Origin of the sequence: Methylobacterium haplocladii, assembly GCF_007992175.1 — a bacterium.
Lineage (GTDB): Bacteria > Pseudomonadota > Alphaproteobacteria > Rhizobiales > Beijerinckiaceae > Methylobacterium > Methylobacterium haplocladii.
Genome location: NZ_BJZT01000005.1, coordinates 91262 through 104227 on the forward strand (window position 1 = coordinate 91262; position 12966 = coordinate 104227).

Below are 12966 nucleotides of genomic sequence, written 5' to 3' on the forward strand. Positions count from 1 at the left end.
TGCCCGGCTTTGCGGCGTCAAGTTGCGGGTGTCTCGCGAAGCGCCAGATCCGGCTGTTCGGTGGCCGCCTCTTCGAAGGCCTGGAGCCAGGCCTGCCGATCCTGCGAGCCTTCCGGATAGGGACATTCGGCGGCAGTCTTGCCGTAGAGCCGCGCGTTGCGGCCCTGGATGAACGGACTGTCGCTCGCGGTGGCCTGGACGTTCATGGGTGTCTCGCGATGGTGTGGCTGACCCGGTGCGGGCATTATCCACCGTCAACGAGCCTGCGACCGGCCCGTTTCCTGCCAGCATCGTCGCGGGGCGCGTCGCGATGCCGTGCAACGGCTGCAGCCACGGCGTAGAATCCTTCGCGCCAAAGCTGCCGCTCAGACCCGGAGACCTCCGCATGCATCGATCCATGCCTCGTCGCAGCCTGTTCGCGCTGTCCCTGCTCACCGTCGGTCTGCTCGCCGCCCCGCCCGCCTCCGCCGAAGACGCCTCGACGGCCGAGCAGACCATCGACGTCATGAACGCGCTGTTCGGCAAGCATCCGGGCGTGCGCGCCAACCATGCCAAGGGCACCGTGGTCGAGGGCAGCTTCACGCCGAGTCCCGAGGCCGCGAGCCTCAGCAAGGCCTCGCTGTTCAAGGGTCCGGCCGTACCGGTGACCGCCCGCTTCTCGAACGCCACCGGCGTGCCGGCGATCCCGGACGGCTCGCCCGACGCCAATCCGCACGGCCTCGCCGTGCGCTTCAAGCTCCCCGACGGCGACATGGACGTCGTGGTCAACGCCCTGAAATTCTTCCCCGTCGCCACCGGCGAGGAGTTTCGGGACCTGCTGACCGCCGTATCGAAGAGCGGTCCCGATGCGGGCAAGCCGACCCCGCTCGAGACCTTCGTCGCGAGCCACCCGGCCGCCGGCAAGGCCGGCGGAACCGCGAAGACGCCGACGAGCCTCGCGCGCCAGACCTTCAACGGCATCAACGCCTTCGTGCTGGTCGACGCCGCCGGCAAGCGGCGGCCGTTTCGCTGGCGCTTCGTTCCAGTGGACGGCGAAGAGCTGATGCCACCGGACGAAGCCGCCAAACAGTCGCCAACCTTCCTCATGGACGAGATCCGCACCCGGATCGGCAAGGCGCCCGCGGCCTACCGCGTCGAGGCGCAGCTCGCCGAAGCCGGCGACCCGACCGACGATGCCACCAAGCCCTGGCCGGAGGATCGCAAGAGCGTCGTGCTCGGCACGCTGACCCTGACCAAGCCCGTCGCCGACAGCCTGGAGGCCGAGAAGACGCTGCTGTTCATGCCGAACGCCCTCGTCGACGGCGTCGAGGTCTCGGACGACCCGCTGATCGATGCCCGCGTCCAGGCCTACGCGATCTCCTTCGGGCGGCGGTCGCAGTGAAGCGGAAGAGGTCGATCCCAACGCTGTTTCCCGGACGTCTGAAACACGGTTGCAGACGTCCGGGGGAAGGGATGTACCGGCGTTGGAAGGCCGTCACGAAACGCTAACCATGTCGTCGAATGCAGGTTCGGGCCCGTCCGCTCACCATTCGGTTCGTTAACGGCGCCCTCCTATTCTCGGGTCAGGTTGCACGTAGCCGGGCGGTACACGCTGCCCAAAGGCTCCGGCAGCCACGGTTCCGCTCTGTGTCCGGCCAGCAATCGTCGAGTGTGGTGCGTTGCGTATCCTGCGTCCCCTGGTCCTTGCCGGCATCGTCGGCCTCAGCAGCCTCGTCACCGGCTTCGTGGCCGTCGACAGGCTGGCGCATACGACCTTCCGGGCGCCCCCCGAGATGACCATCGCGAAGGCGCGCACAACCGACCCCGAGACCACCGGCACGGTGGTGCAGACCGCCGAGGCCCCGGCGATGAAGCCTGCCCGTACGATCGGCGGCTTCGACACCGAGCGCCTCAACGCCCTGATGCGCGGCGAGATGCCCCCGGCGCCAGCGGCGGCGCCCGCCCGCAAGCGCTGATCCGACACCCTCAAGCTTGATGGCTGACCTGTGCAGGCGGTCTGCCGCGACGTGCGCGGCAGGGTAGAAGGCGACCGTCCGAACCGGACGCGTCGTGGAAACTTCTCGTGGGCCTGATCTACGCGCTGCTCGCCTATCTGAGCTGGGGCCTCGTGGTGCCGGTGCATTTCCGGCTGCTCGACGGCGTCTCGGCCGAAGCGATCCTAGCGCACCGCATCGTCTGGTCGGCCGTGTTCGTCACGATCCTGCTGATCGTGCTGCGCAGGCGTCTGGCGAACCCGTTTCCCTTGCGCCGGCGCTACGCACTGTTGATCGCCTCGGCGGCGGCAATCGCCTTCAACTGGATGCTGTATCTCGTCGCCGTCGGCTCCGGGCACATGCTCGACGCGAGCCTCGGCTATTTCATCAACCCGCTGGTCAGCGTCGGCCTCGGCGCCCTGGTGCTCGGCGAGCGCTTGCGGCCGGTGCAATGGGTCTCCGTCGGAATCGCGCTCACCGGCGTCGTCATCGCCCTGATCATGGCCGGGCGGCTGCCGCTGCTCTCGCTCGGCCTCGCGATCAGCTTCGCGCTCTACGGGCTGCTGCGAAAGATCGTCGGCGTCGATGCGATGATCGGCTTCTTCGCCGAGACCTTTCTGCTGCTGCCGGTGGCCTTACCCTACGTGCTGCTGTCGCCCGATGCCGTCCCGGCCGACGGACGGCAGTTCGGCCTGCTGCTACTCACGGGTGTGACGACGGCCCTGCCGCTGATCTGGTTCGCCGCCGCCGCGCAACGCCTCAGCCTCGCGACGTTGGGGCTGATGCAGTACCTCGCCCCATCCTGCCTGATGCTGCTCGGCATCGTCTTCTATGGCGAGACCTTGCCGCCGGACCGGATCGTGCTGTTCGCGCTGATCTGGCTGGCGCTGTTGCTCTACGCTGGCGATTCCCTGCGAACGGCTCGCCGGAACCGCGCCGCCGTGCGAGACTCTCGATCGAGCGACCTTCGAGGCTGAAGCCTCGAATGTCGTGCGCCGCATCGGCGGTGGCGCGCAGTCGCGCTTGCCGACGGCGTATCGCCGAAAGATCCATGGTTTTCGGTCGTGGGTCGAGGACGTGACGAGCCCGGTAGCCGCCATGCGCAACAGCCTCACCGACGTCGCCGGCATCCGCGTCGGCCATGCCGGCGACGAACGCCTCGGCAGCGGGGTCACCGCGATCCTGTTCGACCGGCCTGTGGTCGCGGCGGTCGACGTGCGCGGCGGCGGACCGGGCACGCGGGAGACCGACCTGCTCGACCCCTCCGCCACGGTCGCGGCGATCGACGCCTTGAGCCTGTCCGGCGGCTCCGCCTTCGGGCTCGACGCGGCCGCCGGTATCGTCGCGCGCCTCGCCGAGACGGGGAGGGGGTTCGCCGTCGGCGGGATGCGCGTGCCGATCGTGCCCGGCGCGATTCTTTTCGATTTGGCGAATGGCGGCGACAAGGGGTGGGGCCGCTTCTCCCCCTATCGCGATCTCGGCTACGCAGCCGCCGTCGCGGCGTCCGAAGACTTTGCGCTCGGCACGGCAGGCGCCGGACTCGGGGCGCGCACGGCGAACCTCAAGGGCGGCATCGGCACCGCCTCGGCCGAGGCGGTGCCGGACAGGCCGTTTCGCGTCGGCGCGCTGGCGGCGGTCAACGCCTTCGGCCGGGTCACGGTAGGGCAGGGCCCGCAATTCTGGGCGGCGCCTTTCGAGCGCAGCTCGGAGTTCGGCGGCCTCGGCTTTCCCGCCGCGATGCCGGCCGACGCCTTCACCTGGCCGCGCGAGGCCCTGCTCGGCACGAACACGACACTCGCCGTGATCGCCACCGACGCGGCGCTCACCAAGGCGGAAGCCAAGCGCCTCGCGGTGGCGGCGCAGGACGGTCTGGCGCGCGCCATCCACCCGGTCCACACGCCGCTCGACGGCGACGTGGTCTTTTCGGTGTCGACCGGCCGTCTGCCGCTCGCCGATACCGTCGGCGACCTCGCCCGCATCGGCGCCGCGGCGGCGGACGTCTTGGCCCGGGCCGTGGCGATCGGCGTGTTTTCGGCAACGCGCCTGCCATGTCTCGACCTGCCGGCGTGGCGAGAACTCTACGCCTCACCCTCCGGCAAAGCGACATAGATCAGCACGCCGAGCAGGATCATCACGAACCGGAATGCGTCGTCCTGGCCGTTCCAGGTCTTGGACATCCACATGCCGAACCACTCGCCGCCGATACCCATGAAGCCAGTCTGGAACACCAGGACTCCGAGGGTGAGCCCGGCGATGGCCCAGGCTTTGGCGGCGGCGAAGCGTGGGGCTGGAGCGCGGAGCGCCGGAACCATGAGTGCCGCGCCGATCCAGCAGAGCCCGGCAACGAGGGCCTCGCTCGCCACGATCAGCATGAAAGCAGCCTGCTGCAGCCCCGGATCGGTGATCGCCCGGCCACGGATCGCGGAGCCGGGCTCGACCGTGTCCATCGACAGCACGTGCCGTACGAAGTCGCGATTCACCGCCGGATCGACCACGTTGCCCGTGACGACGAGCGAACAGGTCAGCGCGATCCCGGCCACGAGCAGGAGCTTCGAGGCACGAAGCACGGACACCGTCAGTTTGTGCCGCCCTGGGACGGTGCCGCCATCAGCTCGATCTTCTCGATCGCCTCCTTGAGGGAACGGATGCCCTCGGCGGTGGTGCGCAGATGCGCTACGACGAGGCGGCGGCTGTCCCCGGCATCGGCCTCGGAGATATCTTGGACGAAGGTTTCGAGGACGAGGGAAAACACACCGCCGCGCATCCCGAAGACCGGAGCTACGTCGAAGAACAGGACCGGTGCATTCGCGCCACCTTCGGCCGCGACGAGCCTGTCCGGGCTCGACAGTCGCGGCGAGCGCGCGTCGTCGTCGGTTGCGCCCGCCATGCCCATCTCCCGCGCCAGCGTTTCACGTGGAAGCTAAGCGCGTCTCCTGCCGAAGGACAGAGCGCTATCCGGCGACGTATACGCTCGTACCGCACATCCGTGCAGAACGGCTCCGAGCACGGTACCCGCGATCAGACCGGGCCGTCCTCCTTGGCGTCCGCGACGAGCTGCGCCAGACCGGCATCGACCTCGGCGCCGAGCATGGCGCGCTCGGCCGACGTCAGATCCCGCGACCACTTCGGCCCAGCGAAGCCCTCCGCGCAACGCGCCCGCTCGGACGCGATGTAGGCCTCGGTCTCCGCGGGTTGGGTGCGCATGGCGTGCTGGAACCCGAACCACGCCGCTCGCTCGACCACGGCGAGACGGGCGCGCAGGCGGATCATCACCGCCCGCTCCGGGCTGACGTCGTCGCTGTCGCTCATGAAAGGTTCCGCATCAATGGCGCTGCTCGCAACGCGTCTTTACGTAGGTGTTCGTATCGGCAGCCCTCCCTGAGCCCGCCGCGACGGTCGGACCCTGGATCAGGCATTCCTGAAGGGAATGGGCTTGGGCGGTGACGATGTCGAGGGCCGTCTCCCGGGTGCAATCCGGCGCCGCCACGGTGTTCGCGCAGACGAGGGCGACGACGAGGATCGTGTTCATCATGGCGTGGAACCCGGGGTGACGATGACGACGCGGGACGGCTTGTCGGCAAACGAACCTATCCGCGGGCCAAAAGGCTCCGTCGCGGCGGTCGGTCATAGCAGCGCGGGTCGAGCGACGTCGTCTCGCCCGACACACCGGCCGGGCGATCGCGGGAAGCCTCGAAGGCCTCACCTCCAACGTGTTTGCAGCCAGATCCGTAACGGACCAAAGCCGTTACGGACGCAGATCAGCCGGAGCGACGTCCAGCCCGTCGTCTTACGTCCGGGCAGCGGTCTTATCGTTCACGCCAGGCCTTGGCAGCCTGATCGTTCAGCGGCTTGGTCAGGTAGCTGAGCACGGAGCGTTCCCCGATCTGCAGGAACGTCTCCACGGGCATGCCGGGGATCAGCCGAACGCCGCCGAGCTTTTCCTTCTGCGTCTCGCTGATCTGGACACGCGCCGTATAGTAGCTGGACCCGGTCTTCGGATCGGTGGTCACGTCTGCGGATATGCGGCTGACCTGACCTTTGATCTCCGGCGTCGTGCGTTGATTGAACGAGGAAAAGCGCAGGATCGCCGCCTGCTCCAATCGCACGTTGTCGATGTCTTGGGGCTGGATCCTGATTTCCACCGCCAACTGGTCGGATGACGGCACGATCAGCATCGCGGGCTCGCTCGGCGTCACGAGGCCACCGATCGTATGGACAGACAGCTGATGCACCGTCCCGTCCTGCGGAGCGCGAAGCTCGACGCGCTTCAACTGGTCCAGGGCCGCCACCCGCTTCTCCGAAAGCTCGGACCATTTGCCTCGGATCTCCGAAAGGTCCTTGCTGATCTCGGTATCCATGTCGCCATCGACCTGCAAAATCTTCAGTTCGGTTTCGGAGATCTTACCGCGCGTCGAGGCCATCGCCGCGATCAGTTGGCCCCGCTCCCCTTCCAGCCGTGTCGCATCGCGCTCGAGCGTCATGACGCGCGAATAGGGAACGAGGTTCTTGGCGAACAACTCGTGCACGCCCTTGAGCTCCGTGCCGATCAGATTGATTTCCTTTTCCTTGGCCCGCGCCTGGTCGGTCAGACCCACGATCTCCTGACGCAGCTGCGTGATCCGCTCGCGCAACTGTGCCTTCTGACCCTCGCGGCCGGCCACGCGCGATGAAAACAATCGGCCCTCACCCTCGATCAGATGCGCGACGGCCGGATCGGCGGACCTCATCGTGAGCTCTGACGGAAAGGTCACGCTCGCGGCTCCGCCATGCTCGGCCTCGTCGCGGGCGCGCCGCGCGGTCAGTTCGTCGAGGGCCTTCAGGACCATGTCGAGGCTCGCTCGGGTCTGGGTCTCGTCGAGCCGGATCAGCACGTCTCCGGCCTTGACGCGATCCCCCTCGCGCACGCGCAATTCGCCGACGACGCCACCGGTGGGGTGCTGCACCTTCTTCACGTCGGATTCCACGACGAGCTGACCGGGGGCAATGATCGCGCCGGAGATCTCCGTCATGGTCGCCCAGCCACCGAGACCGCAGACCAGAACCGCCGATGCAGCCCACGTGAGACCGAGATGGCGGCGGATCGAGGCGTGGGTGCGCGGGGCCGGTTGCTTGAGAATGCCGGAGGCTGCGGACGCGAACCTCGTATCGCCGGCGAGACTCCGACTTGCGACCATCACGCACTCTCCTGCAGGTCGCCGAGCGCGGCACGCCGTTCGCCGGACGAATCCGATGGCACCAGGGCAGGCGCCGGGCGCAACACGCGCCTGAACACCTCGTCCTTCGGCCCGAAGGCCTGAGCGCGGCCTTCCGACATCATCAGAACGAGATCGACGGCGGCCAGGGCGCTCGGCCGGTGTGCCACCACCACGCAGATCCCCCCGCGCTCCCGCACGCCGAGGATCGCTTGCGTCAGCGCGTTCTCGCCCTCGCCGTCGAGGTTGGAGTTGGGCTCGTCGAGAACCACGAGGAACGGCTCGCGGTAGAGCGCCCGCGCCAGTCCGATGCGCTGGCGCTGACCGGCCGACAGGCCGGCACCGCCTTCGCCGATGGCGGTGTCGTACCCCTCGGGAAGGCGGAGGATGAGCTCGTGGACGCCGGCCGCCTTCGCTGCCGCAATCACATCCTCCGGATCGGCCTCTGTCTGGAAACGACTGATGTTCTCGGCGACGTTTCCGGCGAACAGCTCCACATCCTGTGGCAGAAAGCCCAGATGCGGACCCAGTTCCCGGCTCGCCCACTGGTCGAGCGCAGCATCGTCGAGGCGCACCTTGCCCCGGAGTGCCGGCCACACGCCGATCAGTGCCCGCACCAGCGATGATTTTCCCGACGCGGAGGGACCGATGATCCCGAGCCCGTCGCCAGCCTTGAGCGAGAGCGTGACATCGTGAACCACGATGCGCGTCGTGCCGGGCGGCCCGACGCTGACGTTTTCGACGCTGAGGCTCCGTCGTGGGACAGGCAGCGGATGCTGCCGGCCGGTGGGGGGCACCCGCCCGAGCAGTTCGGACAGGCGCGTCCAGGATTGCCGGGCCTGAACGAACCCCCTCCAGTTGGCGATGGCGAGCTCCGCCGGCGCGAGCGCACGCGAGACCAGGATCGAGGACGCTATGATGATGCCCGCGGTCGCCATGTTGTTGATCACCAGCCACGCGCCCAGGGCGAGCACGGCCGATTGCAGGGCCGTGCGAAACACCTTGGAGCCGGCCCCGAAGAGACCGGTGATATCCGAGACCTTCTGCTGGGCCTCCATGTAACCGCGATTTGCCCAGGACCAGCGTTCCGCGAGCTGTCCCTGCATGCCGAGCGCCGCCAGGACTTCGGCATTGCGCCGGCCCGACTCGGCCAGACCGTTGCGGCTCATGGCATGAATGGTGGCGGCGTTCACCGACGTGCGGGTCTTCCGGTCCGTCGCGAAGGTGATCACCGCGAGGACGCAAGCGCCGACGAGGGCGGCGACACCGATGGCCGGGTGGAACAGAAAGCAGATCATCAGGTAGATCGGCATCCACGGCAGGTCGAAGAGGGCGCCGAGGCCTGGGCCTCCCAGGAAGGCGCGGATCTGATCGAGGTCGCGCAAGGGCAGAAGGCTGTCGCCCGTGAACGTTCCCTTGAGGGGGGCCCGGACGACGAGATCGAAGACCCGTGTCGAAAGCGCCTCGTCGAGGGCCGCACCGATGCGAGCCAGGATCCGCGCGCGAAGCGTCTCGAGCAGCCCCTGGAAGGCATAGAGCGTCAGGGCCAGGGTCATCAGGCCGACGAGCGTCGGGATCGATCGACTGGGTATCACCCGATCGTAGACTTCGAGCATGAAGAACGATCCGGTCAGGTACAGAATATTCACGAGCCCGCTCATGGCGGCAACACCGATCAACGCGGTGCGGAAGGGAGCAAGAGCCGACGACAATTCCGCCGAACCCGATCGACCGGCTGGCAGTGTGATGTTGCCGTACGCGATACCGGACATTCGAGAGATCCTCAGGAGGTCGCGATTACCGGGCTCGGCCGGCGGGAACCTCACCGGCCGAACCCGCACTGAAATCTGCGTATCCGTACTGCCGCATCAGATATTGTATTGCGGAAGATATTCCGAAAAATTGGCACTTCGACCTTGAGAGAGCGCCCCGACGCCAGAAAATTACGCAGAAAGTAATTTAGCGTCTAGAGCTAAAGTCTTCAAAGATGCCAATTTTACCGCTATTTATCGATTATTTAACGGCCGCCAGCGGAAAGTTATCCCGCAAGATGGCTACTTGTAATCTTTCTCAAGCATGAAGCAAGGTGTCTGTCGCGACGTGAACAGTGAAGACCTTGCCTTCGTCGATCCAGCCGGGTCCTTGTTGACCGCCGTTGATCGATTTGATTTCGGTGGCATCGGCACTGTACATGTGCGCACCCGTTTGCGTGTTGAAAAAGCGCTCCAGCGTTTCGCCACCCGACCCCACGACGGTGGGGTCCGTGTAGGCCTGAAAGGCGACGCCCTCGTAGTGGTAACTCGGCAGCGTCTTGAGGACCGTGTCACGCTCGGTCACATCGCTGGTGTAGAAGTGTTGACCGTGAACCGTATCGAAAAATCGGAAAACGTCCTGAGTATTCGATCCCTTGTCGGGGGTAGATCCCACCACGCCCTCGAAATGATAATCTGGAGAAGTCTTCAAAACGCTATTGAGTTCGTTGATATCGGTCGTAAACAAATGGTCGCCGTTTGAAACATTGACAAATCTATAAATTGGATTGAGATGCTCGGCAGTTGGGCTGGGCGTATGATCCGTAGGCTGACTGGTGTATTGACTGACGTCATAACTTGCCGTGTCGTTCGTCGTGATCAGATTGGCTGATGTGCCGGCGGTAATACCCGTGTTCGAGAGGGTGTCGGAGCCGGCCTTCGTGTGCCCATCGAACGTAAAACTATCGACGTAAAGGTCTCTGTCGTTCCCCGGCCCGTTGTAAAGATCGTTCAGATACGTGACCGAAAACTGATGAGCCGAGCTGAAATCTCCAGAGAAGGAGAAATCTTCACTCTGTCCCGAAGAATGCGCCGCCGTAGCAGTAAGGACATCGCCGATCTGTACGCCGTCGACCTTTACAATAAACTGCGCATTTCCAAGATATTCGTCCTCGGAAATCTTGAAAGTAACCTTGTTGGCCATGGCCGTTACCTCCTGTCATAATTAACTATTTACAGTATAAATTGGGTTGAGCCAACTCAAAGTATCAATGCTGAACAATTCAGGGTTAAGAGTACGTAGCGCTCTCACGCAGCCCAATCGTTCATCGGCTTTTGCAAAATCTCTCGTGCTTGCAGGTCTTTAGCGCTCAAACGCGTCGTGTTTTCGTCTGCGTTTGTACAGGAGTCGACATTATTGATTGGGACGTCTCCGCTCGGGACCGGCAACCGAACATTTATCCTGAAGAATGCGACGCCGCGCCCTCGTTCTCTTTTCGCTTCGGCCACGGCTCGGAAACTTGCCGATGCCGCACAATGCAGAGCATGTGCCGCGTCCACCGACGCGAGTGGCGAGGAACAGCCGCTCGCGGCGTGCCGTCGGATCGATCGAACCGGAGAAGCGGTCGCCGGAGACCAAAGTTCGAACCGGTGTGGTCTGCCTGGCACGCAGCGTGTGACCATCGACCTGCGACAGCGCCGTCCGAAACGATCGCTCTCACCTGCGGTTTCCCCTGGTCAGCCAAGCAAGGAGCCGCCATGGGTTCGAACGATCAGATTCCCCTGTCACGCCGCCAAATCGTCGGAGGCGTGGGAACAGGTCTCGCCGTGGCCGCCACCCGTTCGGCTCAGGCCAGCGAGGCGACGCCTCCCGCTGCCCGTCCGTTGGTCGATCCCATCGGCCAATATCCGAAGCCGCCCTTCGCGAAGCAGTCCCAGCCCTGGCCGGGCCTTGCCGGCCGGATGGAGCCGAAGCCGGATCATGGTGAGACGAGCTATCGCGGATCCGGGCGGCTCGCCGGGCGAAGGGCCCTGATCACGGGCGGCGATTCCGGGATGGGTCGAGCGGCGGCGATCGCCTTTGCGCGCGAAGGTGCGGACGTCGCCATCAACTACCTGCCGGACGAGGAGCCCGACGCCGCGGAGGTGATGGCCCTCAACCGGAAGGAGGGTCGGATCGCCCTCGCGATCCCCGGCGACCTGCGCGACGAAGCCTTCTGTCAGGATCTGATTGCGCAGGCCGTAAGGGGCCTCGGCGGCCTCGACATCGTGGTGAGCAACGCCGGCCGGCAGCAGGCCCATGCCTCGATCCTCGACATTTCCACCGAGCAGTTCGACTGGACGATGAAGACCAACATCTACGCGCCGTTCTGGATCATCAAGGCGGCACTGCCGCACTTGAAGCCGGGCTCGACGATCATCGCCAGCACCTCCGAGCAAGCCACCGATCCAACACCGGATCTCTACGACTATGCACAGACCAAAGCCGCGACGACGAACTTCGTGCGTTCCCTCGGCAAGCAGCTGGCGCAAAAAGGGATTCGGGTGAACGGGGTTGCGCCAGGTCCGATCTGGACGCCGCTCCAGGTATCCGGCGGCGCGTCGATGGAGAAGCTCGAAAAGTTCGGCGCTCAGACGCCGTTCGGCAGGCCTGGGCAGCCGGTTGAGCTCGCGGGGATCTACGTGCAGCTCGCCTCGGCAGAAGGCAGCTACGCTACCGGCCAGGTGTACGGTTCGGCTGGCGGCAACGGTCTACCATAACCAGCCACGTCACTCGGTAGGCACTTCTCGGCGGGTTGCGGTTGCTCTCCTACGGTCAAATCAGCCGGACGTCGCGGTTGCTCAGAATGTCGAGAACGCTGCTGCAACTCAGCTTCAAGCCTTTGCCTATGAGCGCAACCGCCGGCGTCTCCTCCTCAAGCCAAGCCGCGGCGTGATCGCAGTCGGCGAAGCTCAAGACGTCATAGCCGTCCCGGCTGAGGCGCGCGCAGGCTCGATCGCGCTGGTCGGTGCTGGCCACCAGCACGAGCGCCAGATCGGGCGCTGGGGCTGACGTGCTCATGCCGCCTTCTTCGTCTTGCGGCCGGCGCCCTTCGTGGCGCGGCCGCTCGACTTGGATGTGGAGCGCTTCGACGGTGCCACCTTGCCGGTCGCCGGCCCCGCCGCCGTGCTGGATTTCTCGGAATCGATGCTGCGCTTCAGTGCCTCCATGAGGCTCACGACGTTGCCGGACTTCGGCGGTTCCGCCTTTGCCCCGCTGCCCTTCTGACCCTTCGCGGGCTTCGTCGCCTTGCCTTGCACGAGTGCGATCAGGGCGCCTTCGTAGCGATCCTCGAATTTGGATGGATCGAACGTTTTCGTCGCCCGATCGATCAATTCCTCGGCGAGGGATCGCATCTCGTCGGTCGTCTTGCCGTCGGGCATATCCTCGAAATACGCAGTGGGAGACCGGATTTCGTCCTGGTATCGCAGCAGCGTCGCCAGCAGGCCCTTGCCGTAGGGCTCCAGCAACACGATGCGCTCGCGCTTGTAGATGACGAGGCGGCCGAGACCGGCCATGCCCTTTTTCTTCATCGCATCGCGGATGACAGCGAAGGCTTCGCGGGAGATCTTGTCCTCGGCGGCGAGATAGTAGGGCCGGTCGAGGTAGCGTTCGTCGACCTCGTCGCGGTGGCAAAACGCTTCGATGTTGATCGTGTGCGTGCTCTCGAGCGCGATCTCGTCGAGTTCGTCCGCTTCGATCGGCACCAGATCATCCTTGGCGACTTCGCAGCCCTTGATCTGGTCCTCGCGGTCGACGGGCTCGTCCGTGACGGAGTCGACGATGAGCTGCCTGATCCGGTTTCCCGTCTCGCGATTGATCGTATGACACTTGAGATGCGACGAGGAGCTCACCGCCGGATACAGGCCGACGGAGCAGGAAACCAAGGACAAACGCAGGTGGCCCTTCCAATTTGCGCGAGTAGCCACGGGTTTCTCCAATTTTAACGAAGTATTGACCCGACCGACCGGCACAAAGCTGAGTCGCCGACGATCTCGCGACTCAACCAG

15 protein-coding genes are annotated in these 12966 nt (G+C 65.3%); 5 read left to right on the forward strand and 10 right to left on the reverse strand.

The genetic code is table 11. The features are described from left to right. Positions 1–17: 17 nt before the first annotated feature. The gene (locus tag MHA02_RS02550; protein WP_147076403.1) at positions 18–206 is read right to left on the reverse strand and encodes a ribosome modulation factor; all 189 of its coding nucleotides are present in this window, start codon (positions 204–206) and stop codon (positions 18–20) included. 191 nt (positions 207–397) lie between these two features. Between MHA02_RS02550 and MHA02_RS02555 the strand changes: the two genes are divergently transcribed. The 4 genes from MHA02_RS02555 to MHA02_RS02570 all read left to right on the forward strand — a co-directional run bounded on the left by MHA02_RS02555 (position 398) and on the right by MHA02_RS02570 (position 4082). Beyond that, the gene (locus MHA02_RS02555; protein WP_147076579.1) at positions 398–1381 is read left to right on the forward strand and encodes a catalase family peroxidase; all 984 of its coding nucleotides are present in this window, start codon (positions 398–400) and stop codon (positions 1379–1381) included. Positions 1382–1658: 277 nt separating this feature from the next. Beyond that, positions 1659–1955 carry a hypothetical protein gene (locus tag MHA02_RS02560; protein ID WP_147076404.1) on the forward strand — a complete coding sequence of 99 codons (297 nt, stop codon included), beginning with the start codon at positions 1659–1661 and terminating at the stop codon, positions 1953–1955. A gap of 107 nt (positions 1956–2062) precedes the next feature. Continuing rightward, the gene (gene rarD, locus MHA02_RS02565; protein WP_147076405.1) at positions 2063–2950 is read left to right on the forward strand and encodes an EamA family transporter RarD; all 888 of its coding nucleotides are present in this window, start codon (positions 2063–2065) and stop codon (positions 2948–2950) included. Positions 2951–3071: 121 nt separating this feature from the next. Beyond that, positions 3072–4082, forward strand: coding sequence for a P1 family peptidase (locus MHA02_RS02570; RefSeq protein WP_147076580.1), 1011 nt, complete (start codon positions 3072–3074; stop codon positions 4080–4082). On the opposite strand, the gene MHA02_RS02575 is transcribed toward MHA02_RS02570, so the two are convergent. The 7 genes from MHA02_RS02575 to MHA02_RS02605 form a co-directional block, all read right to left on the reverse strand. Next, positions 4052–4546 carry a DUF2165 family protein gene (locus tag MHA02_RS02575; protein ID WP_147076406.1) on the reverse strand — a complete coding sequence of 165 codons (495 nt, stop codon included), beginning with the start codon at positions 4544–4546 and terminating at the stop codon, positions 4052–4054. The two genes, MHA02_RS02570 and MHA02_RS02575, sit on opposite strands and share 31 nt — an antisense overlap. A gap of 2 nt (positions 4547–4548) precedes the next feature. Then, entirely contained in the window at positions 4549–4860 is a 312-nt protein-coding gene (locus tag MHA02_RS02580; protein WP_147076407.1) for a hypothetical protein, read from the reverse strand. Between the two features lie 131 nt (positions 4861–4991). Next, a complete protein-coding gene (locus MHA02_RS02585; protein WP_147076408.1) occupies positions 4992–5282 on the reverse strand; it encodes a hypothetical protein in 291 nt (96 codons plus the stop codon). Positions 5283–5295: 13 nt separating this feature from the next. Next, on the reverse strand, positions 5296–5502 hold the full coding sequence (locus MHA02_RS02590) for a hypothetical protein (protein ID WP_147076581.1): 207 nt from the start codon (positions 5500–5502) through the stop codon (positions 5296–5298). A gap of 277 nt (positions 5503–5779) precedes the next feature. Then, on the reverse strand, positions 5780–7147 hold the full coding sequence (locus MHA02_RS02595) for an HlyD family type I secretion periplasmic adaptor subunit (protein WP_147076582.1): 1368 nt from the start codon (positions 7145–7147) through the stop codon (positions 5780–5782). After that, complete coding sequence (locus MHA02_RS02600; protein WP_147076409.1) at positions 7147–8937, reverse strand: type I secretion system permease/ATPase; 1791 nt, start codon at positions 8935–8937, stop codon at positions 7147–7149. The genes MHA02_RS02595 and MHA02_RS02600 overlap by 1 nt, the downstream gene beginning before the upstream one ends. Before the next feature lie 298 nt (positions 8938–9235). Then, entirely contained in the window at positions 9236–10120 is an 885-nt protein-coding gene (locus tag MHA02_RS02605) for a carbohydrate-binding domain-containing protein (RefSeq protein WP_147076410.1), read from the reverse strand. A 554-nt stretch (positions 10121–10674) separates the two neighbouring features. Here MHA02_RS02605 and MHA02_RS02610 point away from each other — a divergent pair. Then, positions 10675–11676 carry an SDR family oxidoreductase gene (locus tag MHA02_RS02610; protein ID WP_147076411.1) on the forward strand — a complete coding sequence of 334 codons (1002 nt, stop codon included), beginning with the start codon at positions 10675–10677 and terminating at the stop codon, positions 11674–11676. A gap of 55 nt (positions 11677–11731) precedes the next feature. Here MHA02_RS02610 and MHA02_RS02615 read toward each other — a convergent pair whose 3' ends face one another. Continuing rightward, the gene (locus tag MHA02_RS02615) at positions 11732–11977 is read right to left on the reverse strand and encodes a hypothetical protein (protein ID WP_147076412.1); all 246 of its coding nucleotides are present in this window, start codon (positions 11975–11977) and stop codon (positions 11732–11734) included. Beyond that, positions 11974–12885, reverse strand: a complete 912-nt coding sequence (gene ku, locus MHA02_RS02620; protein ID WP_147076583.1) for a non-homologous end joining protein Ku — start codon at positions 12883–12885, stop codon at positions 11974–11976. Before ku ends, MHA02_RS02615 begins: the two co-directional genes overlap by 4 nt. Positions 12886–12966 lie beyond the last annotated feature (81 nt).